This is a genomic window from Corallococcus sp. AB018 (genome assembly GCF_003986945.1).
In the GTDB taxonomy this organism is placed as follows: domain Bacteria; phylum Myxococcota; class Myxococcia; order Myxococcales; family Myxococcaceae; genus Corallococcus; species Corallococcus exiguus.
This window is the reverse complement of the sequence record NZ_RAWR01000176.1, coordinates 1-23,466: the sequence shown is the minus strand read 5'-3', so window position 1 is coordinate 23,466 and position 23,466 is coordinate 1. Positions and strand designations below refer to the sequence as shown.

The 23,466-nt window shown below is 66.5% G+C and carries 19 protein-coding genes and 1 tRNA gene; 7 read left to right on the top strand and 13 right to left on the bottom strand.

What is annotated here, in order from left to right:
- The first annotated feature begins 121 nt into the window (after window positions 1-121).
- The 5 genes from D7Y11_RS30745 to D7Y11_RS30720 all read left to right on the top strand — a co-directional run bounded on the left by D7Y11_RS30745 (window position 122) and on the right by D7Y11_RS30720 (window position 5,954).
- Window positions 122-198 (top strand) — tRNA-Pro (locus tag D7Y11_RS30745).
- Window positions 199-1,189: 991 nt separating this feature from the next.
- Complete coding sequence (locus tag D7Y11_RS30740) at window positions 1,190-2,293, top strand: class I SAM-dependent methyltransferase (protein ID WP_158642018.1); 1,104 nt, start codon at window positions 1,190-1,192, stop codon at window positions 2,291-2,293.
- A complete protein-coding gene (locus D7Y11_RS30735) occupies window positions 2,290-3,420 on the top strand; it encodes a DUF262 domain-containing protein (RefSeq protein WP_126935447.1) in 1,131 nt (376 codons plus the stop codon). Before D7Y11_RS30740 ends, D7Y11_RS30735 begins: the two co-directional genes overlap by 4 nt.
- A gap of 9 nt (window positions 3,421-3,429) precedes the next feature.
- Window positions 3,430-4,176 (top strand): HEPN domain-containing protein, encoded by a 747-nt coding sequence (locus tag D7Y11_RS30730; protein WP_126935446.1) that lies wholly within the window; start codon window positions 3,430-3,432, stop codon window positions 4,174-4,176.
- A 650-nt stretch (window positions 4,177-4,826) separates the two neighbouring features.
- The gene (locus D7Y11_RS30720; protein WP_199753818.1) at window positions 4,827-5,954 is read left to right on the top strand and encodes a hypothetical protein; all 1,128 of its coding nucleotides are present in this window, start codon (window positions 4,827-4,829) and stop codon (window positions 5,952-5,954) included.
- A gap of 674 nt (window positions 5,955-6,628) precedes the next feature.
- Here D7Y11_RS30720 and D7Y11_RS30710 read toward each other — a convergent pair.
- From D7Y11_RS30710 to D7Y11_RS30655, 11 genes are all read right to left on the bottom strand, one after another.
- A complete protein-coding gene (locus D7Y11_RS30710; protein WP_120579397.1) occupies window positions 6,629-7,363 on the bottom strand; it encodes a glycoside hydrolase family 16 protein in 735 nt (244 codons plus the stop codon).
- Window positions 7,364-7,394: 31 nt separating this feature from the next.
- Window positions 7,395-7,622 carry a DUF3060 domain-containing protein gene (locus D7Y11_RS30705; protein ID WP_121755269.1) on the bottom strand — a complete coding sequence of 76 codons (228 nt, stop codon included), beginning with the start codon at window positions 7,620-7,622 and terminating at the stop codon, window positions 7,395-7,397.
- 9 nt (window positions 7,623-7,631) lie between these two features.
- Window positions 7,632-8,516: a hypothetical protein gene (locus D7Y11_RS30700; RefSeq protein WP_126935443.1), complete on the bottom strand. Its 885-nt coding sequence runs from the start codon at window positions 8,514-8,516 to the stop codon at window positions 7,632-7,634.
- Between the two features lie 74 nt (window positions 8,517-8,590).
- Complete coding sequence (locus tag D7Y11_RS30695) at window positions 8,591-11,296, bottom strand: serine/threonine-protein kinase (RefSeq protein WP_120579392.1); 2,706 nt, start codon at window positions 11,294-11,296, stop codon at window positions 8,591-8,593.
- 344 nt (window positions 11,297-11,640) lie between these two features.
- Window positions 11,641-14,349 (bottom strand): hypothetical protein, encoded by a 2,709-nt coding sequence (locus D7Y11_RS30690; protein WP_126935442.1) that lies wholly within the window; start codon window positions 14,347-14,349, stop codon window positions 11,641-11,643.
- 237 nt (window positions 14,350-14,586) lie between these two features.
- On the bottom strand, window positions 14,587-14,982 hold the full coding sequence (locus D7Y11_RS30685; protein ID WP_233597278.1) for a hypothetical protein: 396 nt from the start codon (window positions 14,980-14,982) through the stop codon (window positions 14,587-14,589).
- 527 nt (window positions 14,983-15,509) lie between these two features.
- Window positions 15,510-16,388 carry a hypothetical protein gene (locus D7Y11_RS30675; RefSeq protein ID WP_126935441.1) on the bottom strand — a complete coding sequence of 293 codons (879 nt, stop codon included), beginning with the start codon at window positions 16,386-16,388 and terminating at the stop codon, window positions 15,510-15,512.
- A gap of 54 nt (window positions 16,389-16,442) precedes the next feature.
- Window positions 16,443-16,673 (bottom strand): hypothetical protein, encoded by a 231-nt coding sequence (locus D7Y11_RS30670; RefSeq protein ID WP_120579389.1) that lies wholly within the window; start codon window positions 16,671-16,673, stop codon window positions 16,443-16,445.
- 217 nt (window positions 16,674-16,890) lie between these two features.
- A complete protein-coding gene (locus D7Y11_RS30665; protein ID WP_126935440.1) occupies window positions 16,891-17,616 on the bottom strand; it encodes a hypothetical protein in 726 nt (241 codons plus the stop codon).
- A 427-nt stretch (window positions 17,617-18,043) separates the two neighbouring features.
- Entirely contained in the window at window positions 18,044-18,469 is a 426-nt protein-coding gene (locus D7Y11_RS30660) for a tetratricopeptide repeat protein (RefSeq protein WP_233607433.1), read from the bottom strand.
- 109 nt (window positions 18,470-18,578) lie between these two features.
- Window positions 18,579-19,985 (bottom strand): M12 family metallopeptidase, encoded by a 1,407-nt coding sequence (locus D7Y11_RS30655; RefSeq protein WP_126935439.1) that lies wholly within the window; start codon window positions 19,983-19,985, stop codon window positions 18,579-18,581.
- Between the two features lie 350 nt (window positions 19,986-20,335).
- Here D7Y11_RS30655 and D7Y11_RS30650 point away from each other — a divergent pair, with 350 nt between their 5' ends.
- Window positions 20,336-21,067, top strand: a complete 732-nt coding sequence (locus D7Y11_RS30650) for a TetR/AcrR family transcriptional regulator (protein ID WP_158629175.1) — start codon at window positions 20,336-20,338, stop codon at window positions 21,065-21,067.
- 12 nt (window positions 21,068-21,079) lie between these two features.
- Here the strand turns inward: D7Y11_RS30650 and D7Y11_RS30645 are convergent, their stop codons facing one another.
- Both D7Y11_RS30645 and D7Y11_RS30640 read right to left on the bottom strand, forming a co-directional pair.
- Window positions 21,080-22,483: an amidohydrolase family protein gene (locus D7Y11_RS30645; RefSeq protein WP_126935437.1), complete on the bottom strand. Its 1,404-nt coding sequence runs from the start codon at window positions 22,481-22,483 to the stop codon at window positions 21,080-21,082.
- Window positions 22,484-22,677: 194 nt separating this feature from the next.
- Complete coding sequence (locus D7Y11_RS30640; protein ID WP_126935436.1) at window positions 22,678-22,893, bottom strand: ankyrin repeat domain-containing protein; 216 nt, start codon at window positions 22,891-22,893, stop codon at window positions 22,678-22,680.
- A gap of 130 nt (window positions 22,894-23,023) precedes the next feature.
- Between D7Y11_RS30640 and D7Y11_RS30635 the strand changes: the two genes are divergently transcribed.
- Window positions 23,024-23,466: DUF3592 domain-containing protein (locus D7Y11_RS30635; protein ID WP_126935435.1), on the top strand; the 443-nt coding region annotated here is incomplete at its 3' end.

Genomic DNA, 23,466 nt, shown 5'->3' with positions numbered 1-23,466 from the left:
GGGTTGGTGAGGGGGAGGGAAGGGGGAGGCAAAAGAGTCCGTTGACTGAAGGAAGCGGCTCGGATAGATCCGCCCTCGCTTCGCCGGGCCCGAGGGCAGTTCCTGGCGCAGCATCGGATATCGGGGAGTGGCTCAGCCTGGTAGAGCACTTGGTTCGGGACCAAGGGGTCGCAGGTTCAAATCCTGTCTCCCCGACCAAACGACGAAGCGGGCTGGAGGCCGAAAGGTCTCCAGCCCGTTTTTGTTTTCGGCCTCACGCTTCGTCAGCTCCGGGATTCGGATATTCGCCGACTTGGCCTCCAAATTCAGGTGCATGGGCCGCTGTGTAATCGAGGGGTGCTGTTGCCCGGTAAGCTTCTGAAGGTCCTCTGCCGGGGCGCCCGTCACTGCCAGCCGGGAGAAGGTGTGGCGAAGGATGTAGATGGCCCCCTCTCGTGTTCAGCCCGACCAAGCTCTGAACGCGGAACCTCCACTTATCAGCAGCACCTGGGGCGCTTGTCTTCGCGCAGCCGTCGGCCCGCCAGAGGATTCACCTTTGAAGACGCCACGAATAATGAACTCTCGGAACTCTACGTCCGCGAAATGCTACTACCCACCCTCTGGTCCCTCGACGTGGTTGTATCGGGTACTCTCAGTGCCCATCACCCGCCTCGTGTCGAGGCCCTCTTCGGTCTCGAAGAAGCTGCCAATTGGAGCAGCGCTTCGGACGAAGCGGTCTTGGACTGCTTGACGTCAAGCCCGTACCACGACTCCTCGCTGGCGTAGACCATCTAGGGTTAGACCATCTAGTTGATGTAGTGCACTTGGGTCCCCTCGAAATACCGGACGCGCAGGTTAGGGGCGCCGAAACTAGCGGTAACGAGCGGAGTCGGCAGGCCTCACCAGGCTCTTATCCCGACGAAGTTCTGGCTCTTGGCTCGGTCTAGACCTAAAAATTGGACCTCAGGAGGAGCCCATTGTTCTTGGGATTTCATGAGGATACCCGAGGGGGCAGGGCATGACGGCGCTAGCGCGGCGGACGTCACCACAGCGGCTTTTTGACCAACTCCGTGATCGGCTAGCCGGGCTCGTTCCTGACCCGAAGCGCCGAGCTGGGGCCACTGGAGTCGACGCTTGGTACCCATACTACGCAGGCTTCTCCAGCGACTTTGCGAATGCGGTGCTTGGCGACCTTCCCCGCAGAAGTACCGTGCTCGATCCGTGGAATGGCAGTGGCACTACTACGATGGCAGCGGCTCGGCTGGGGCTCCGATCCTATGGCGTCGATTTGAACCCATTTGCTGCGCTCATCGCGCAGGCGAAGACAGTTTCATTTTCTAGCCCAGAGGACGCCGTTGAGTTCGGGCAACGAATTCTGGGCAGCACCAACACCGTCCGGGGACCTTCGTCCGCCGGTGATTTGTCACGGTGGATTTCGCAGAGCCTCGCTCGCCGCTTTGTTTCCCTTGGGGCGGCGATTGTCGAACCTCAAGGCGTGGCGTGGCCTCCTGAGCCGCAACGAGCCTTCGCCATGCTTGCACTCATACGGGCTGCGAGGTGTGTGTCCCCTCCGAAGTCTGGCTCTAATCCCACTTGGTTTCGGCCTCCAATGCGGCGCAAACAGCCAAGTCGAGACCTTGCAGAGGAATTCCTTAAAGTGGTTCAAAGTCTCGCGGCGGATGGACTGCTAATAGCTAAGCCTGTTCATTCACCACGCATTCTCGTTGGCGATGCTAGAGCGCTGCCTGTTCAGGAAGGCAGCGTCGATGTTGTACTGACCTCGCCGCCCTACTGCACACGAATTGACTACGCAGCTTCGACTGCATTTGAGCTGGCGTGCTTGGCTGCTGTCACGTCGCGTAGTGACGCAGGTTCGCTGCGACGCGAATTGATGGGAACCACAATGATCAGAACCCGAGTTCCGCATCCGATTCCGGACAATTGGGCACCGTCGGTTCGCTCCCTCCTAGAACAAATCCGTTCCCACAGTTCATATGCATCGAGCGGGTACTATTTCAAGAACTTCTGGCAGTACTTCAACGACGCTCATCTGGCTTTAGGCGAAATCGCCCGTGCTCTAAGAAGAGGAGGCGTAGCGGCGCTTGTCCTCCAAACCTCATTTTACAAAGAAATCTTGATCGATCTGCCGGCTCTCTACACTGCGATCGGTAAGGCACACGGGCTTCATGGTGGTGTTGTTGTGACAAGAAGTCTTCCGAGTTCTCGCGTGATGGCGAGCCTCCACCCGAAGGCCAAGAGTAACAGAGTGAGTAGGCGCTATGAAGAGAGCGTGCTGCTCCTGGAGAAGCCATGAATGACGACAAAATCGAAATGGGAGACGAGTCCGAACCCAGTTCGACCTCGCTTGAGGACAAGTACAAGCAGCAAATGCGGCAGATCTATCCGCAGAAGATCGAATTGCCGATTTCGACGCTTCCGGACATGATTGAAAGGCAGATTGACCTCAGCCCTGACTTTCAACGCCGCAATATTTGGACGCGGAGTAAGCAGAGCCGATTTGTCGAGTCGATCATCATGAATGTGCCTATTCCTCCAGTTTTTCTTGGGGAGGATGATTATGGGAAGTATGTTGTGCTCGACGGACGACAGCGGTTAACCGCCATCTCGAGCTTTTTAGAGAATACATACGCACTAGAGGGGCTGTCGGTATGGGACGAACTCAATGACCTTACATACCATGACCTCAAGAAGAAGGGGCTCGATAAGACTATTCTGCGGCGTTTCATTCCTGCTGTCTTGATCCTCAAGGAGTCATCGCCAGAAGTGAAATACGATGTGTTCGATCGCCTCAACACTGGAGGAATGGAGGCGGAACCAATGGAGATTCGAAACGCGATCTACAGAGGTCAATTCTGCACTCTGCTTCATAAACTCTCAGCGAACGCGATATTCCGGAAGTTGTGGGATATTCCCGACGATCCGGAAGAGCGACAGAAGAACTCCACGTACAGCCGCATGGAGGATCTTGAGTTGGTTCTTCGGTTTTTCGCGCTCGAGAAATACCAGGCGATGAAAGGGCGGTTTCGGCACTACCTGAGTATGCAGATGGATGAACGGAATCGGGCCTACAAGCAAGATGCGAACCTCGCTGCTCTCGATCAGAAGAGATTTGAGCAGGCAGTTGAGAATGCCTTCAAGATTTTCGGACTCGATGCTTTTCGAAAACCCGGTGAACCTGGATCGAAGAAAGGTGTTAAGTCTGCGCCTCTTGCCGACGCTGTCATGTTTGCGCTCGCAGATGTCGATCCGGCTCAACTAACTCCACCTGTGGTCTTAAAGCTAGCTTCCGCTCTGCATGGCTTGTTTTCCGGCGACATTGAATTCAGGAAGTCCATTGGGACGGGTACCAATGGGAAAGGGGCGACGCAGTACCGCCTCGAAAAGACAAGAGACGTAGTTCGCGCCTGCCTTGCTACCTGACTTTTTGCCATGCCTGCCCTTCAGTCCTTGCGGGACTCACTCGACCTCGTTCGAGATATTGCCAACGACATTGATGCCAACGCATTGGCCGCGCTCGCGAGCGCTGCGGTGCGAGCGAGGCATGACACTATTCAATGCGCATCTGTTGTGCTTCTTAGTGGATACTTCGAATCCTTCTTGAAGCAATTGGCCGAAGAGACGGTCGTGACGATTTGCTCACTCGGAGCGCCGTTTTCAACGCTCGATAAGCGCATTCGAGAGGCACATTTCGAGCATGGTGGGCGGGTTCTTCAAGAAGTCTCAAAGGCTGCTCGTTCGTCGCGACCGCATGATTGGGTCAAGGCCAGTAGTGCAGATATCGCTCGTCGACTCCACTCTGTTTCAAGTCCATCGGGCTATGAGATTGTTTGGGAGGCCTTTGCCGATACTAAAGCCAATCCTGGCGTGGACGTGGTTCGAGACTTTTTGCTCCGCTTCGGCGTGCAAGATGGATGGGACAAGATAGCCACTCACTGCAAGGTGACGAAGTCGTGGGCGGAGACTGCACTGACAAACCTGATTGCGATTCGGAATGAGTGCGCCCATACAGGCAGAGTGTCGGTCATTCCCTCGCCGTCTGAACTGCGTCAGTTCTGTGACTACCTCGAGAATCTCGCAGAAGCCATCGCAGCGCTAATTCAGGCGCACCTGAATCAAATTCAGAAATTGGTCGCGCCGACTCCCACGCCTGCCGCTACCTCGACAGGTGGCCCGTGAGGCATTGCGGGAGTGACGCCAGTCCTTGCGGAGGAGGTTCTGCCTGGGCTCCAGAATGTCTCCAATAATCCATTTGATTGCTGGGTGGTAGCAAGCGTGAGGCTGAGCGCGTTGCAGACGTGGGTGTACCGGAATCGGCGGGGTGAGTCGGTGCAACAGTTGCCGGTGCAGGTGACTGCGTCCGTCGCCGCTGAGGCGTCGATGCTGGAAGTGGTGGCTGTGGGTGGATCGCGAGGGAGATTCGCCGTGGGCACCGACGTGACGTACGTAGCACTGCTCGTCACTGCTCTGGTAACCAACCGTCCGGCCAATGACGTGCCGGGATGCTTGAAGACAGGCCACGGCCGTGCCTGATGGGTGCCGTGAGTCCCTGCGGAGTGAAACGCCGGGGTGACGTGGCGTCAGGAGAAACCGCCCGGCCAACGACGTGCCGTGAGGGATTGCAGGGGCAGCGTCCGCCGCGCGCCGCCGCCCCCCAGCTCCGGCTCGGCGCGTGGAGCAGCGACAGCACACCTGCGTTCGCATGGAGGGAGGCATACGTCGCACAGGACCACCTTTCGTCGGCGAACAACTCGCTGACGGTCGGGTTCTGGTCTGACATGCCCCCCGCTGCGCTCCGCGCGGCTCCCTCCAGAATCCAGGAGCAGTCCATGGTCCACACCTCGGGTATCCCTCGTCGCATCTCCCTCTGGGCAGGCGTTGCCCTGGCGCTGGTTGGCACTCTCACGGGCTGTGCTCCGCCAGGGCCGGAGGACTTGCCCGGAGAGCCCCAGGTGACCCTGGACTCACAATCCCAGGCGCTGGCCTATCCCAACGGGAGCAGCCGGACGGTGGTGTCACGGCGCGTCGTCTACAAGGACGCCTCTGGTGGCTACCAGGCGGCGCCGGGCTTCGAGCAGTTCCGCGCGGCCGGTGCCTCCGACAGCACGCTGCACGCCATCCGCATCGCCCAGGTGGAGGCCCCGAGCGTGCGCGAGGCCATCGTCTTCATGACCGCCGGGCAGAAGATCTCGAGCAGCGGGCACTCCAGCGGCGTGACAGGCCAGTCCTCCAACTGGGACGCGTCCTGCGACGGCGTCTCCTGCGCCAACGTGGTCCTGGATGGCCGCTCCCTGGCCATGAAGCTCAATGCCCTGGGCTGGTTTCCGGTGGGGAGGACGCACCTGTCCGTGGTCAACGACAACAACTTCGACCACCTGTTCGACAGCGACACGAAGCAGCGCATCGTCAACGGGTTCGTCCACTGGCTCCAGGCCCAGGTCCGACCCGAGACGCGGTCCATCTACCTGGCGGGGAGCTCCCGCGGCGGGTGTCTGGTGATGCGAATTGCCCAGGCGCTCCGCGCCAACACGGCGCTGGATGGCATCACCGTCTACGTGTCGTCGCTGGATGGCGTGTGCAGGAACAGCCAGGGCGAGCTGGGCACGTTCGACACCAAGGTGAACAACCCCGTGCGCCCCTGGGGCACGTTCTACGGCGCGTGGGCCACCAACCTGTCCTCCCAGTTCCCCCGCCGCGAGCGGCTGCACCTGTATCAGGTGGTGGGGGGCCAGGAGGTCGCGCCGGCCACCGGCATCCGCGCCTTCTCCGGGTACGCGGGCGCCACGCCTCCCTCGACGGGCACCGACCTGGACTGGGGCTGGTACAAGCAGACCTGGGTGAAGTGGCAGCACAAGGAGATTGGCAATCCGTACACCGACCCGAGCACGTCGGATCAGCCGCTCGCTATTTCAGAGACGATTGACGCGCAGCTCACCTGGCTGGACGGGCTGCTGTAGCGGGCCTGCGGTCAGGTCTGATGCGTTCTCGGAGCCCCCAACGCATCAGGCGAAGGGGGCCCTGTTGAGGGTAGGGGCTGGAGCCGAAGGGGCGGGGAGGCGCCAAAGGGTGACGCGCGGGCTGTGCGCCGGGCCGGAGCAGAGGCCGTACCGCCCCTCGGGGCACATGCCGGCCCAAGCGGCCCAGCCAGGCGGCAGGCCGCAAGGGCGTGGGCTTCCAGGTCACTGTGGGTGCTTGAGCTCAACACCACACGCTCTGGGGTGGACCCTGTGCCAGGGCCAGCTTCGCAGGCCGCGAGGGCAATGCCAGGTGTTCCAGAATGGCGCGCCCCCCACCGGGGGCCGTCAGGTATGCCAGCACCCTCCTACGGCCTCCACACCGAGAGCAGGCGAAGACATCCAGCGCGAACGTCCGGCGCAGCAGTCCCGCCCAATCCAATCGCGGCGTGCGCTCCATCGTCGACTCCACCGTCGCAGCCTGGGCCGGGCTCGCCTCCAGCCCCGGCTCCGCCCCCGCTTGAGGGAGCCGCTGGCGTCAACCTGTTCACCGTGAAGGGTGGGCCGCACTTCCTGCTCTTCACGGCGCCAGAGTGCTTCAAGGCCGCGGTGAGCACGTTCGTCCAGAAGCGGCGTGCTCCTCGCGCGGCCTGTTCGCTTTGACCCGCACCTGACGTCTACGGAGCGGGGATGAACTTGAACTCCGCGATGACGATCTCGACCTCCTGACCGTTCTTGGGCGCGAGTCCCTGGAAGAGCCAGAAGTTCATGTGGACGGGCAGGGGGTTCTGGGGAATGCGCTGGACGTAGTCCGGTGGATTGAAGAGCCAGCTGGCCATCTGGTTGACGTTGCCATCCTGGTGGCCATGCAACGCCTGGAAGTAGACCTGCCTCGACGACCACTGGAAGCGGTGGGTGGAGTAGGTCCCCCCGAGGCTGATGGGGTAGGCCTGATGGGAGTAGGGGACGCCCGTCACCGCGGGGTACACGGCCCAGTTGCCCATCTGCGGCTGACTGCCGCCCCACTTCGCGAACTCGATATCGATTTCATTCGTGGCGTCCGGGCCCACGTCGGGACGCGTGTAGTTGAACAGGCCCAGGACCACGTTGTCGTCGAAGAGGTCCGGCCGGCCAATCACCTTGAACTGGTAGGTGCCAAACCCCAGCCGCTGCTGCGGCATGTAGACCTCCGCCGTCGTCCAGCGTCCGTCGCGCCACGCAATCTTCAGGTGGAGGTAGCCGTTCGCATCGACCCAGGCGTTGCGGTCATCCCAGGCATTGGGGCCCGGGCCGCCCTGACCGCTGCGCACCTCCCATTGATAGCCCGAGAAGGAGACGCTCTTCGCCTCCGCGAGCGGAGTGAAGGCGATGCTGGAGACGAGAGCGATACCGAGGACCTGTGAGCCGCGCATGGATGACCCCATTTCGGGAAGGGTGCCAACGTCAAGCACTCCTTCCGATATATCCAGTTTTTCCTGGAATTGAAATGGGATCGCCTCCGGTGAGGTTGCTGGGCTTCTGAATGCGATCTGGCGACTCCTTCTCCTGGGTGACCTTGTTGTCCATGCCGGTGCGGCTGATCTTCGGCTTCGACTTGCCGTGGCCGCGCTTCCAGGTGACGGAGTTGGAGCTCCCCGTCACGGAGATGGCACGGGTGGCCTCCACCTTCACCTTCGCGCGTCAGGGCGCGCAGCCTGGATCGGCTGGACTCCAGGTGTACTGGGAGTCCAGCGTCAGCTTCTGTTCCACCACGGGGCCCTTCATTCCGCGCGCGGTGAGGAGGAAGGTCTGCTCCGGCGCCGTGCCCGAAACCTCCGCGCGGTAGATGAAGCGACAGCCTGCCGTCCACGTGTCATCGGGCACGGGCGCGCGGGAGCCGTCGAGGCAGGGCTCCGGCGCGAAGCCCACCTGGGCGGCGCTCTCCGAGTAGCGGTCCTTCTCCCCGAAGTACGCCTTCTCGGACGTGAAGAGCGCCTTCAGGTTGCTGGCCCCCTCGCACAGCGGGGCCGGCAGGGGCGTTCCCTCCGGCCTGCGCACGCCATGGCACTCCTCGAGGACGAGTTCGGAAGGCCACACCCGCACGGGCTTCCCGTCCACGTACCCATGCGTCATGGAGTACGTGAGCCCTTCGGCGAGTCCGCCCACGCCCACCGCGCGCACGCTGAAGGTGCTGTTGTCGGGCAACGAGCCGGCCACCGAGACCGCGTAGCGGAAGTGGCAACCCGCGAGCCAGGTGGCGTCCGGCGTGGGCACGCGGCTGCCATCCGTGCATGGCGCAGGGGTGGGGAGCCGTGTGACGTCCGTGGTCCAGGCGTCCTTCTCCCCGAAGTACTCCTGCTGGCCCGCCAGCAGCCCGCTGAAGCCGAGGAGCGCCTCGCACCGCAGCCGCTCGCGCAGCTCCTGCTCGGTGGTGCTCCGCGAGGGCGGGACCGGCGCTGGCGCGCTGGCCTTGACCGGAGCCGGCGCGGACCGCGTGGGCGCGGGAGGCTGCTCCTGACGCTCACAACCGCCCAGCACGATAAGCGCCGAGACGAGACGGGTGATCCGGAATGAGAGGCTTCGCACGCGGGACTCCTCGGGTTCGCATTCCCAGGCATCCATCATGGCGTTTTCCGCGCTCCCATTGCCATATCGGGTTCTCAGTCCTTCCCGAGCCCCTCCACCAGGTAGAGCTGGGAGAGCGTCTCGAAGTAGCTGTACGCGTAGGCGCTCCCGTCCGCAGAGAGCGCCAGGGTCATGATCGTGATGAGCCCCGGCGGGGTTCCGCGCGCGGGCACCGTCAGGTGCGGCACGCTTACGCCTGTCTTCATGTCGACCCGGGAGATCTGGACGGGAAGCGAGACACTGCGCAGGTAGAGGGCCGCGCCGCTCGCGTCCCAGCCCACCACCCACTGTCCCGGGAATGTGCCCGGGACCACGCTCTGCGCGTCCCCCGTCGCGGAGAACAGGCGGAGGCTTCCCGATTCATCCACCGCCGCGAGCCATTCCCCATCGGGGGAAATGGCCGTGTGGAAGCCGGTGCCTTCCGCCGTAACGGGCCGGGGGGCGCCGGCGCCCGGCTCGAACACCCACAAGCGGGCGGGGCGCCCCTCCTGGCTCGCGCGCAGCAGCAACCGCTTCCCATCCGGAAACCAGCGTGCCGAAAGCACCGTGGCCACCGGAGCCAATGACACAGGGCGCGGCTCCCCCACGCCGGTGGGCAGCAGGAAGAACTCCATCCGCTCCCCATAACGCACGACCAGCGCCTGCTTGCCATCCGGGGACAGCGCCAGGGGATGCCCGTCTCCCAGCCGGACCGGAGGTGCGCCATCGGTGGTGCGCACGTACGCGCCATAGGTGGGGCCTTCGATCTGGTTCCCCTCGGAGATGAGCAGCATCCGGCCATCCTGGGACAGGTCCGACATGATCGAGGCATCCGCCATCGTGAGCTCCCGCTCCTCCCCCGCTCGCCCGAACACGAGTCCTGAACGGATCTTCTGGTGATCCACCAGGACGGTGCCAGCGTTCGAGATGTCCTGGAGCAGCATCCGACCGGCGATCCGATCCACGAGCCGCGTCGTGCCTCGCAGGTTGACCGCGAACAGCGCGGTGTCCGCACCGATGCGGGCGGCGGTGAACCACACCTCGCTCCCATCCGGAGCCCACGCCAGTCCCCGGGTGCACCCCCAGTCTCCGGAGAGTTCCCGGGGCGGCCCGTCCTTCTCCAGCACCCACACCCCGCCCCGGTCGTCCTTCGGATTCTCATGGAAGAGGAACGCGATTCGCTCGCCATCGGGGGACACCCGCGCGTGGCTGATCCACCCCTGCGACTCGAAGCGCACGGTGCCGGGCGGCTGCTCCAGCCGGAAGGTCTCGCCCACCCGGCGCACCACCGCGAGCGGTCCCTCGCCGCGCCCCCAGTCCGCCTCCAGCACGCCGTCGAGCACGGCCCGCGGTGCGCCGCCCGCGAGCGGCATCAACCCGAGCGTGCCACTGCCATGCTCCGGGTCGAAGAACCGGGGGGCGAGCAACACCGCCAGCTCTCCCCGGGACGACGCGGCGAGCACATCCGCGTTCAGTCCACGAGGCTGCGACAGCGGACGCTCGGTGCGCGCGCTGTAGAGCTCCACGGGGCCTCCCTCCCACGCCGCGCCATAGAGAAACGTGTGTCCATCCGCGGAGAACCGCGCGCTGAGCACGGGGCCTCGCTGGAAGGTGGCCGGTCGGTACGTGGAGCTCGACACCGGGACCTTCCACGGACGCCCGAACGCCAGGAGCCCACCCGCCACGCACAGCAGCGCGACCGCCAGGAGCGTGAACAAGGCCGGACGCGGGAGGGCGCGGGGATGCACGGCCCGGGGCACCTGACTTCCGGAGCGGGACGCGATGGACTCCAGGGCGAAGGCCAGGTCCTGCGCGGACTGGAACCGGTCGCCGGGAGCCTTCGCCAGACAGCGGGCGACGATCGTTCCCAGCTCACCCGGCAGCATGGGGGGCTCGTCGCGGAGCGCGGCGCTCATGCGCTCCACCGCGCTGTCACCCCCGAAGGGGGCCTGACCGCTCAGGGCTTCGTGGAGCACCGTGCCCAGTGAGAACACATCCGCGCGAGGATCCGCGCTCTGCCCGCGGATCTGCTCGGGGGCCATGTAGCCGGCGGTGCCCATCACCGCGCCGCTCCGGGTCACCGCCGCGCCTTCGCCGCGCTCGGTGAGCCGCGCCAGCCCGAAGTCGAGGATGCGGGCACCGCCATCCGCGCACAGGAAGATGTTCGCCGGCTTGAGGTCGCGGTGGATGACGCCGCGGGCATGCGCGGCCGCGAGCCCCTGTGCCAGCTGGATGCCCAGCCGCAGGACCTCCGCCAGGGGCAGCGGCCCGCGCATCAGCCGCGTCCGCAGGGTGACGCCCTCCAGCCACTCCGTGACGAGGTAGGGCGTGCCTTCATGGGCTCCCACGTCGAACAAGGTCAGTAGATGCGGATGGGACAGCGCACCTGCGGCGCGGGCCTCCTGGCGGAAGCGGGCCAGACGCTCGGGCTCCTGGGCGAACCGTGCCGGGAGCACCTTCAGCGCCACGTCCCGTCCAAGTCGCCCATCGCGCGCCCGATACACGTCGCCCATCGCGCCACTGCTGGCATGCCCGACGATGGTGTAGGGCCCCACCTGCTCCCCTGGAACGAACAGGCGGGGCGGAGGGGCCGCTTCTTCCCCCAGTGCTCCCTCCGCGTGCCACGTCGCCGCGATGGCGGCGAGCAGCGTCCCACAGGCGTCACAGCGTGAGGTGTGGGCCTCGGCCAGGGCCCGCTGCTCGGGAGGCAGGCGGTCCTCAACGAAGGCGAGAATCGTTTCCTCGGAAGGGCAACCAGACATGGTGGGAAGCAACTCTAGCCATGGTTGCCTTCAAGGAAGAAGTGGCGGGACCGTCACCCGGTACGCGCGGACGAGCAGGGGGCGAGTCCCCGGCGCACCGAAACCCAAGCCAGGCTGCACCTCGGCACCCACGCGAAAGCCTCGGTAATCGCGGCGGCGGCTGACCAATCGTTCAGCCACCCCCTGCCATCTCCCACGAGGGGTTCCTCGGTCTCCTCGCTACATGAAGATGTAATTGTAGTCGCAGTTTTCGTTCATGGTTGCGGTGTGAGGGTGATTCACTTCAAGTGGCTGCATGGCGCCGGGGAAGGAAGCCCACGTCCCAGGGGCGCCCCCGGACGGCCTTACGCGGCCTTGTTCGGCTGCGATTGCTCCGCGAGATAGCGCTTGAGTCCCTCCACCTTGTTCTTGAGGTTCGGGGACTCGCGCAGCCCGTCGAAGTATTGGTCCCATTCCTCCCTGCGGGGGGTGACCGGGCCGCCGGGGAGGGAGAGGATTCCGACGAAGTGCTGGAACTCCTCCCCCGGACTGTTCTTCAGGCCCTTGAAGGCATCCATGACTCCCAACAGCGCTGGACCCTTGATGCCGTAGGCCTCTCCCAACTTCATGAGCTGCTTCAGTTGCTGGGGGGGCTCCGTCAGCAGTTCCGGGCTCTGCTGCGCGAGCTTCTGGATGTCCAGCGGTGACAGCTTCATCTCTTCGGAGAGCACCTTGAGGCTCTCCTCGTCCGCGTCCACCAGCGTGGAGAGCACGGGCTCGGTGATTCCCGCAGCCTGGAGGCTCATCTTCAGGTTCGCCTCCTTCTTTTCGGCCTCCTGTGCCTTGGTGACGACGGAGATGACGGCTCCGCCAGCGACGAGGAGGCCGCCGGCAATCTGTCCCCCGACGGGAACGGCTTGAATGGTGGCCGCGGCGAGGATGAGTCCGCCCAACGCGGAGGCGCTCTTCCCCGCGGCTGAAAGGTAGTCCCCATTCTTGACTGCCTGCACGCTTCCGATGAAATCGCCAATGGCCCCCACCGCGTTGCCTATCCCTGTCATGCGCTCGAAGACCTTCGAGGCGGCGCTGCCAGCCTTGCCAAACATCTGGAGCAGCATCGACGCGCCATCTCCCCCGACACCGATCGTGTCGCCGATGGCTTTCACCTGCTCCTCAAGCGGGTTCTTGTGGAAATTACTCACGCCATTGACGGCACCCACGAGGGAACACGCGAATCCGAGCGCGCGGATCGGCTGGACGATCCCCGGAGCGCCACCGGCGAGGGTGGCGGAGAGTTTCTTGAACTTCTCCTGCGCCGCCTCGCCACCCGTGGGCAGTGCCTTGAAGGCAGCCGCCATCTCCTTCATCTCGGCCTGGGTGCAGCCGAACAGGGCGTGATTCTCCTCAAGCGTGCCGATGAGCCGGTTCACGGCCTCCGGGTCGTCCGCCTTCGACAGCACCAGGTAGCCCATGGCCTTGGTGGTGGCAGCGGTGAGCTTGGTCGAGGCATCCGTTCCGGCCTTGCCGAACGTCGCCGCCGCGTCGAGGTCATCGAAGAGGCTGGGTTGGTCTTCGGCCTGCTTCTGGAACTCCCCCAGGAGCAGTTCCTGACCCGCCTTGGTGTTGGCGAGGTCGGGGAGGTGCGCCATGGTCTTCTCCGCCTCGTCGCCGAGGAAGTCCATCCACTTCGGGAGCTGGGAGCCAGGGGCCGTGGCTCTCGCCGGATCCGCGGTGCCCGGCGTCGTCAGGCTGCCCAGGAGCTTCCGAGCTGCTTCCTCGTACTCGCCGTACGCGGGGGTGCGGCTCTCGTAGTCGAGGATGGCTTTCTGCCGCTGCTTCCCGGTGAGCGCGGGACTCAGCTGGGCGACGAACTTCGTCAGGTCTTCGTTGGCCTCGTCGAAGGCGATCTTCTTTTCCTCGAAGTCCTCCTGGGTCTTCTGGATGCCGCTCGCCAGCGAGTTGCCCACCTGAGCGGCCGGGCCGGACTTTCCCTGCTGATCGAGCGTGTTCGCGACCATCGCGCCCAATTCGGCGCCACCGATGGTCTGTGCGAGCGCGGAGAACAGCGGCTCCTGTTCCCTGAACAGCTTCTCCGCCGGGCACGCGTTCGCCATCTCGGTGGCGATCATCCTGGTGACGTTCGGGCCGCCAATGCTCGCCGCCTTGGCCAGCGCGCTCAGTTGGGGCTTGGCGAGCTGCGGGCTGGTGTTCAGCGACTGCGCGGCCATCTTCTTCAGCTCGGGTCCGAGCTCCTGGACCAGGGCCTTCTGGTAGTGTGGATCCTTGTTGCCCTCGAGCAGGCCCTGCAGGGTCTTCGCGCCAACGTCATAGATGCAGCCATCCTTCATGGACTGACGCACCTTCTGGGCATCCGCGCGCGCTGCCGCCTCCGCCTCTTCCGCGGTCAGCTTCGGCTTCTCTGCCTGATTGTTGACCTCGGGCCCGCTCCCCGCGCCATCGGACTGCTGGGGCGCGTCGGCCACCATCATGGACTGGAGCTCAGGCGACACATTGGCGCGCTCCAGGGCCGTCTGGCGCGCGGGGGAGCCCGGGGGCGTGTCGAGAATCTTCTTCGCCTGACCGGCTGGGAGCGTCCCCACCTGCTCGTAATGGGGCTGCTCCTTCAGGTACGCGTCCGTGGAGTCGTAGCTCTTGTTCGTGGCGGGGTCATAGACCTTGGAGCCCTGGCGGACGACCACGTGGCCAGACTGGCCTTCCTCGCCAGCACGCTTGTCCTTGAGGAAGACCAGCTCCGAGCGGGCGCGGATTTCGGGCGACGTCCGGTCCACCCAGTCAGCGGCCTTGTCCAGGCAGTTCACCTGGCCATCCCGGGTGTTCTCGGTGAGCAGCGTGCTGGCGGGCGGCGGGTTCGGGGCGAGCTCGGGGCCCTTCGAGGGCGGGGCCCCGGCCTGGAACGAGGAGCGGAACCGGTCTTCGTTGCGCGGCTTTACCTGCTGGACCTGACGCGACGGCCCCGCCTGTTCGGCCCGGTCCTTCTGGCGGGCTTGCTCCACCTTGCGGATGGCTGTGGATGGATCGGCACCAGAGCCTCCAGGGACTCGCGGACCAGGCATGCGGACCTCCAGGGAAATAGGTCATTCACCCCTGAAGGTTGCTCCACCGTGTCTGCGTCCCAAAAAACCTCGCCACCGCGCTCAGCTCATCTCCTTCCGGGTCGCGAAGAGCCAGTAGCCAGCGAGTGCGAAGAGGAGGAGAGCCCCCATGAACCCGGACCGCGTGCGGAAGTCGCCCGGGAAAGTGGCCGACCTCCCGTTCAGGACGTGAACACCGCGTAGCGGGGCGTCAGCCGCTCACCGCGCCCGCTGAAGATGAATCATTGCCTCATCCAGCAGCGCGGCCACGCCCCGGCGCACCACGTGCACCACCTTGCGGTGATGCGCGGAGGCCAGGTGCGTGTAATGGCCAGACACCTTGTGGTGCAGCTCCGTGGCGCCCCACACGAGCACCAGGTCCGCCCACTCCAGGTCGCTCTTCGCGCGGTCCGCGGTGCGGCGCTCCGTGCCGTCCACCATGCGCAGGGAGATGTGGCCGCCCAGCTTCGTCTCCAGTTCCTCACGCACCGCGGGCGAGCCGCCCACCACCACCACGCGCTGCACGCCGCGCTGGTGGCACATCTCCAGGAACGCCACCTCCGCGCGCCGGTTGGCGGAACCGCCGCACCGCGCGCAGTGGCTCCGGGGCTCCACCCGCAGGGGCTCAAGTATAGGACGGATAGGAGCCCTGTTGAGGGCGGCGGGCTGGTGAAGAGGGGTCAAGAAGGGCCGCTGGAGGGTGACGCGCGGGCTGTGCGCCGGGCCGGAGCAGAGGCCGTACCGCCCCTCGGGGCACATGCCGGCCCAAGCGGCCCAGCCAGGCGGCAGGCCGCAAGGGCGTGGGCTTCCAGGTCACTGTGGGTGCTTGAGCTCAACACCACACGCTCTGGGGTGGACCCTGTGCCAGGGCCAGCTTCGCAGGCCGCGAGGGCAATGCCAGGTGTTCCAGAATGGCGCGCCCCCCACCGGGGGCCGTCAGGTATGCCAGCCCCCTCCTACGGCCTCCACACCGAGAGCAGGCGAAGACATCCAGCGCGAACGTCCGGCGCAGCAGTCCCGCCCAATCCAATCGCGGCGTGCGCTCCATCGTCGACTCCACCGTCGCAGCCTGGGCCGGGCTCTCCTCCAGCCCCGGCTCCGCCCCCGCTTGAGGGAGCAAGTGACTTTCGAGCGCAGGCGCCTCAGAACTCCGCGACGAACGCCAGCTCGCAGACCCGCTCGCGGCACGAGAACACGTGCAGCGCCCCGTCGAGGAACTGCCCGCCCTCGTAGTCGAGCAGGTGCGGCATCTCGCCGTGCGCGCAGCTCGGCGTCGCGTCGGCCTGATCCCAGCGCGCCACGCCGCCGAGGCGAGCTCCGCCCCAGCTCGCGCCGCCACGCTGCTGCGCGAGCCAGTCGTCGTACTCCTCTCCGACCTCCTCGAGCTGATCCGGATCGAAGCCCTTGGGGAACGGCCCGTCGAGATCGAGCGCATTGAAGCCGAAGAGCGCGCTCGACGCGGTCTCCGGCGTGATCTCCGAGCGATAACGGTACCAGATCGCCGGCGGTAGCTCGGTTGCCGGGGAGGCCGGCGTCACCCGCAGACTCTCGCGCCGCCAGCCACTCGACGCCGATTGCCACGCCTCGGGGCCGGTCACGCGGTGCCTCGGCTCCACCAGGCGCACGTACGCGACGCGCGGATCGCTGTTCTTCGCGACGCCGCAGTGAAAGCAGAAGAGCGCGGCGAGGCCGCGGCCGCCGGGGAGGAAGTCCGCGAGCACGGCCGGCGTGAGCTGGACGCACATCTCCAGCGGGCGAGCGCAGACGCCGCAGCTCGGCCAGCGCGGCTCGTCGAGCCAGGCGACGGAGCCGTGCGCGAAGCAATCGCCGGGACCGGGATCGAAGCTCTCGGGCTTCAGGAAATGCGGCACCTTCAGATCGACGCAGGTTGGCGCGGTCTCGCGGAGCTCGCGGCGCCAGGGCGCGAACAGCGGGTGCTCGGGAAGCTCGGGGCGAGGCGCCTTGCGCGCGCAGGGCACGCAGGTCTCGGCGGCGTCTCTCCAGCGCGGGTGCTCGCGCACGAAGGTCGGCCATGGGGTCTCCTCCTGCGCGCTGCTCGGCTCGTCCCTGGGCTCCTAGGTGGCTGCGGGCGCGACGATGAGCGGCGTCACCATCACCGCCTTGGGCACGCCCTTGTAGCCCGGCACGGTGCCGTGCACCTCGACCCGGGTGCCGACCGAGGGGTTCACGGCGAAGCTCTTGAGCGCGGTGCCGCCGAAGCGCACCCGACCGCCTTCGTCGAACTCGATCCACCCGAGGGCGTCGATGGGGTTGAGCTCGACAATCGTCCCTTTTTGCCCGCTCATCGCGCGGAACGCTAACACGCCCGCCTCAGCGGCTCCGCACCGTGAAATCGCGCCCTTCCCCGCGATCGTGCTCCGGCCCGGCGGAAGCTGAAGACGCTCTCCCGACCCGCGAGCAGCGGATGATTCATCCGGTACGCGAGGCGGCCATCCTCCATCCGCGACAGTCACTCCAGCGCCAGCGCACTCTGGAATCCGACCCAATCCGCCGAGGCATGAATCAGGGGAAGGTCGGGAGTGACGAGGGAAAGGCGTGAGCGCGTGGCATGCCGTGCTCGAAGAGTTCCTGAAGGAGTCGGCAACGCTCGGGTTCGACGGAGGCGTCGCAGGTGGAGGCTTCCCGCCGGAGTTCTTCGATCGGGACGAGCGAGGAGTCCACCGGGCGCAGCGCCTGGGAGGAGTAGGCCCACGCGTTACCCACGCGATGCACGGGCTTCTCGTCCGCGTGACAGAACGCGCAGACGGTGAGGTCGGATTGGAACATGACCTTCGTGTACGGAGCCTCGGGGAGCACCTCGGCTTCGATGGGGAAGGCCAGTTCTCCCTTGATGGAGCGGCCGGAGGCGTCGAGCTGGCTGAACTCGACGACCTCCGCTCCTGGGCCGTCGGGAACGACCGAGAGGATGAGGGGGCCCGAAAACAGGAAGATGCGAGGGCTGCGCCGGCCATGCGCGGGTTGCGCGCTGAAGTCGCTCTCCGTGGCACTCAGCCGCAGGGGCCGGTCCAGACTCTCCACGAGGCAGGCCACGGAAGTGGGGCGGGGCAGGGAGTTGATGAGCGCCACCGCCTCCTCGATGGTTCCGGGGGCGCCCGTGGCACCGCCGGAGGGAATGCAGTCGCGAGGAGGCTCATCCGGGGGCTTTGAACCATTCGATGCGCCGCAACCTGCCGCCAGCACCGCCATCACCAACTGCGCGAACGCCCTTTGTCGCCACCTGCGCCTCACGTGTGACCTCCAGGGAACATCATGTGCCCGTGGCCACCTCTGCGCGAGCGTTCCCAGCCCGGTTTCATTTTGGGGGGACCCCGAGGCCTCCACACGCCTTGAGCGTTGTTTCCGCTCACACCGAAGCCCAGAAGCGGGCCCTGCCTGGTAGGCGATGGCTGCCAATAACGCCTGGAGGGCTGGGCTGACGGAGTCTCCCGATGAGGAAGCGTGAACGGTCGCCGGTACGTGCAGCAGCATCTTCTGCACCGACGTGACACGCGGCCGCTTCCCCCCGGGACTCATGTCCCGCGGGTTGTTGCGCGTCTCGAACCGTCTGCCTCCAGCATCGAGTCCGCGGAGACGGATGGGGTGCTTGGGATCAACCCGTCACGGCAGCCGCCATTGCGCGGCCGCCGAAGAGAACAGCAGCCCCGAGCGTGGAGGACTACTTGCCCTTCAGCGCAGCCACGAGCCGGTCCGCCTGCTCGCGGATGTGCTTGTCGGTGCTGGCCTGGGCCTTCTGTGCGTGCGTGCGGGCCTGGGCCTTGTCGGTGTCCGCCAGGGCCAGGGCCTGATTGAGGTGCAGGCCCGCGTCGTCCGGGTGCGCCTTGAGCGCTGGAGCCAGCACCGCGCGGGCGTTGGCCGCGCCCTCGGGCTTCGACATCAGCAGCACGGCCAGGTCGTTGGCCGCGCCCACGTCGGACGGATCGCTGGCGTGGGCGGCCTCCAGCAGCTTCTGGGCCTCCGCGTCGTCGCCCATCCGCCGGCGCACCTTGGCCAGGGCGATGCTCACCATGGCGTTGTCCGGCACCTTGGCCAGGGCCTCGCGCAGGATGCGGTCCGCGTCCGCGTCCGCGTCCTTTCCGGCCACGAAGGACGCCAGCCCCGTGCAGATAGATGGCGTCGGCGTTGTCCGGCTGCTGGAGTGGCCCCCGTGCCGGAGCCCATGAGGGTCCATGGGCTCTGGCGACGGCGGGGCGCTACCAGCCGTTGACGTACCAGGAGTGCCGCAGGGTGTTGTCCGTGCCGCGATAGAAGACATCCATCCGGCCGGGGCCCCAGCTCGCGACATCGGGCGCGGAGGTCATCTCACCGCCGAGCCAGTTCCAGCCGGTCCAACTGGAGCCCGTCCACGTGTTGACCCAGAGGCTGTTGTCCAAGCCCCGGCCGAATACCTCCAGCTGGTTCACGCCGCGAGAGACCGCCGCCGGAGCGGAGGTGAAGGTACCGCCCAGCGAGCCCCAGCCGCTCCAGGCCGTGCCGTTCCAGTACTTGTGGAGGAAGGTGTTGTCGGAGCCTTTGGCGAACAGGTCGATGCGGTTGGGTCCCCAGCTCACCGCGGCCGGATCCGACGTCACGACGCCCGGAATCACCGTCCACGACGTCCAGCCCGAGCCCGTCCAGGCCTGGTGGTAGAGCTGGTTGTCCAGGCCCTGGCCGAACACGTCCAGCCGGTTCGCGCCCCAGGACGCCACGGCCGGGCCGGAGTTGAAGCCGCCGCCCTGCGAATACCAGGGGCTCCAGGAGGAGCCATCCCACGCCTTGTGGAGCATGGAGTTGTCCGTGCCGCGCGCGAACACGTCAATGCGATTGGAGCCCCAGCTCACCGCCGCCGGGTCGGAGGTGATGACGCCCGGGTGGAGGCCCCAGCCGCTCCAGCCCGCGCCCGCCCAGTACTGGTGGTGCATCTGGTTGTCCAGGCCCCGGACGAACACGTCCAGCCGGTTCGCGCCCCAGGACGAAGCCGCCGGGCCGGAGGACAAGCCGCCGCCCAGCGACTCCCAGGGGATGCCGTAGGTGATCTTCGCGCCCTGGACGTCCGTGGCGCTCAGGTTGCCATTCCCGTTCCAGGCCGGGTTGCAGTAGTTCATCACGGAGGCCAGGTCCCACGGCCCGATGAGCCAGTCACCCGAGGAGCCCTGCGCGGGCTCGGTGCAGGTGGAGGGCCGGTCCGGACGATTCTGCTCGTGGGCGTAGCCCAGCGCGTGGCCGAACTCATGCACCGCGATGGCGTCGATGCAGTACTTGAGGCTGCTGACGCACGACGGGCTCCAGTTGGCGAACGTGAAGTTCAGCACCATGCCCTGGGCCCTGCCGTTGAGGCCGTTGCCCAGCGCCTTCACGTGCGGGCCCTCGTCGCTGATGTTGATGCGGACGCCGCTGGACGAGGACGGACATGTCCCCCAGCCGTAGAAGCGCACGCTCGAGTTCGCCTCCCACGTGCGCGTCACCGCGTCGCGCACCCACTGCCGCTGGGTGGCGTTGCCCGAGGCCGGGTTCTCCCAACACACGGGGATGGTCAGCGGCCACCAGAGGGTGGAGGACGCCACGTAGAGTTCGGCCTCGCTGTGTCGCAGCTCTCCCGGCGGTGTCTGCTCGGAAGGCATGGACGCCTCCGGCGCGCTTCCACAGCCAGCCCATGCGCCAAGCCCGAGCGCCAGGAGCAGCGCCCCCCCTGGGCGATGCGTGTTTTCAGTGAACATGTTTTCCCCTCTTGCGTCCGCCCACTCCTCGGACGGGGCCTGTATGGCCCACGCATCCCCGGGCGCGACAAGACACATCCTGGCACAAAGACTGACGCACTTGAAGTGAAGTCATGTCAATTCAGTGTTCATGGGAAATTATCTGGATGCAGGGTTTGGGGAGGGCGTTGTATGGGTGAATCACGGTCGCTTCTGGCGGACGGGATATGCTCCGTCGCATGACCTTCCGCGCGAGCAGTCCTCGAGGAGAACGTGTGCGTCGGCCGCGGCTGTCGCAAGACACCGTGGTGCGGACCGCCGTCGCGCTCGTCCAGGAACAGGGGTTGCGACAGCTCTCCATGCGGACGCTGGCCGAACGGCTCCGGGTCACGCCCATGGCGATATACAAGCATGTCGCGAACCGGGATGCACTTGTACTCCTGTGCGCCGAGACCATCCTCCAGACGGTGGTGTTGCCTGTGGAGCGACGTCTGGTGTTGCCCCTGGAGCAACGTCTGGTGTTGCCCGTGGAGCCACAGGATCCGGTGGCGTGGCTCCGGCTGCTCGCGGGCCGTCTGCGCGCCGTGGGGCTGGCGCACCCGGGGTTGATGGATTTCCTGCTGGAGCAAGGCCCTGTCGTCCACACGGCGCTCGTCATCCTCGACCGAACGGTGAGCGGGCTGCACGCCGCCGGCATCCCGTGGAAGGAGGCAGGGGCGCTGCACAACACGTTCTTCTCCTGGCTGGCCGGAGCCATCCGCCGGCAGGAGCCGTGGGACGTGGGGCCACCGGGGACGCCGCCGCCGTTCGAGCGGTTCTTCGCGGCGGCCCAGGCGCTTCCCGCCAGGGACTACCCGGGGCTTGCCCACAGCGTGCCGCACATGCGGGCCACCGACGTGGAGCGGGAGTTCGAGCAGAGCCTCGGCTTCATGCTGGAGGGCATCCAGCGGCGCATCGACGCACGGCGGGTCCCCGCGCGGAAGCGCCCCCTCCGTCGCCAGCGCTGAGGGGGCGTCGCGTCACGCGTCCTTCGTGCCGCCAGCGCCTCCCATGTCCCAGTGCGCGGAGAGGTCCTCCCGTCCGCCCAGGAGCGTGTCCGGTCCTCCCACCCGGGCGAGCACCGCGTCGCGGGCCTCGATGACCCGGCGCCGGACCGTGGCCAGGTCCACGTCCACCAGGGCGCCCTGGAACTTCGCCCACCGTCCGCGCACCATCACCGATTCGACGTTGCCCGCATGCGCCTGGAGCACCACCGCGTCGCGGGGACGGTTGAGCGGTGTCAGGTTCAGCGCATCGGAGCCGAGGACGATGAGGTCCGCGTCCTTGCCCGGCCGCAGCGAGCCCGTCACGCGTCCCAGCCCCAGGGCCTCCGCGGCGTCGAGCGTCACCATCGGCAGCATGCGCGCGGCCTTGAGCGCGAGGACCCGGGACAGCCCGTCCTTCTCATGGGCCCGGGCCCGTTCCACCTGGAGGGCCAGCCGCATCGCGGTGAACAGGTCCCCGCCGTTGCTGGAGACGACGTCGCAGCCGAGCGTCGTCCGGACCCCCGCGCGCAGCGCGCGTCCGGTGACGGGGAAGCCCATGCCCATCTGAAGCTCCGTCTCCGGCGTCACCGCGACGGCACCGCCGCTGTCGGCGATGCGGCGCAGGTCCTCGTCGGAGCTCCACGTGCAGTGGACGAAGAGCACGTCCGGACCGAGCAGTCCTTCGTCCGCCATCCGCCGCACTTCGCTCGGGCCCGACACGGGCCACGCGGAGCAGTGGGCGGTGATGGGGACGCCCAGCTCGCGCGCGGAGAGGAGCTCCGCCCGGCTCTGCTCCCAGGGCACCTGCATCTCCGTCAGCGCGACGCCCATGCGGACAAGCCCGCTGTCGGAGGCCAGCCGGGTGGAGCGCAGGCGCCGGGCGTCCTGGATCCGGCTCGCGGGGGTCGGCAGCGCGGTGCTCTCCTGGGGACCCGCCGCGTAGCCGTAGGCGAAGAGGGCCCGGATGCCGGAGTCCTCCAGCGCCGTGAGCGCGGCGTCCGCGTGCGCGGGGGACTCCACGCAGTGCGAATAGTCCACGAGCGTGGTGATGCCCGCGTCCAGGGCCTCCAGCGCCCCGGCCAGGTTGGCGGCATGCAGGTCGTCCGGCTGGAACGCGGGCGACAGCTTCACGCGCACCGCCGCCAGGTAGTCCATCACCGTCCAGTCCGCCCCCAGGGCGCGCAGCGGCGTCTGCCACGTGTGCCGGTGCGCATCGATGAGGCCGGGCAGGAGCAGCTTCCCGCGCAGGTCGACGACGCGACAGTCCCCGGCGTGCAACTGGGGACCCATCGCGACGATGCGCCCGTCCTCCACCAGGACGTCACCTCGCGGCAGGTCCTCCTGTTCGGGGTCGCAGGTGATGACTTCCGCCCCACACAGCAGCCATCGGTCGCCCATGCGGTGTTCCTCCTGTCAGGCCCAGCGGGTATACACTGTATACCTTCTGGGCCGGGATGGCTGTGGAGGGCTACTGACAGGGAGGCCTCCAATTCCTCAGCTTGTTCCCGCTGCCTCGTTCGCGGGCGCAGGGGACACGCTGGCCCACTGGAACGGGCCGACCACGCTCAACACGGCGCGCTTGTCGGGGAGGCTCAAGCTCCGTGAGCCCCTGGTTCTTGAGCTGCGTGCGCGCCAAGCCCTTCTCGTCGGGGGGCCTTGGAGAACAGGAGCGCGCACATCTCCACGTGACCGTAGGCGGCGGCGGTGACGAAGGGGGCTTCGCTCAGGTTGTCCGGCAGCGCGGGGTCGGCGCCGGCCTCCAGCAGCACGCGCACCAGGTCCGCTCGGCCCACGCGTGCGGCGGCCATCGACGTCGAGTTAGGGAGGGCCCTACGGCCGGGGCGGGACTGGATTGCCATTTCGCGCAATGCCTGCTCATCCTCCACGCATGTACCCTCGTTGAACCGCCTCCTGACGGAGCCCCTGAAAGGCAATGCCATGGACCTCGGCAACAACCTGATGCTGGTGGTGTTCTTCTTCATCATCCCGCTGGGCCTGATGGTGCAGCTGCTGCTCTCCCATGAGCTCACCCTGAAGCTCCGGGCGGAGGGGCTGCACGCCCATGGAACGGTGACCCGCGCGTACAGTGCCTCGTCGGGAGATTCGGGCACCAGCGACGTCGTGGAATACGTCTTCCATCTGCCGGATGGTGAGGAAATCCGAGGCCGTTATGAAGATTCCAGGTCGAGCCACCGCCTTCCCGATAAGGGGGACCCGGTGGAGGTGCTCTACCTGGCCAACAACCCGGAACGGCACCAATGCGTGGGTCAGGAGGTAGGGCTCGCGAAGACTCTGGGCTGGTTGGCGTTCCTCGTCATCTGGATGGGGATGGGGGGCATCACCTTGAGGCAAGAGTTTCAGAAGCAGGAGGCCCCCGCGCC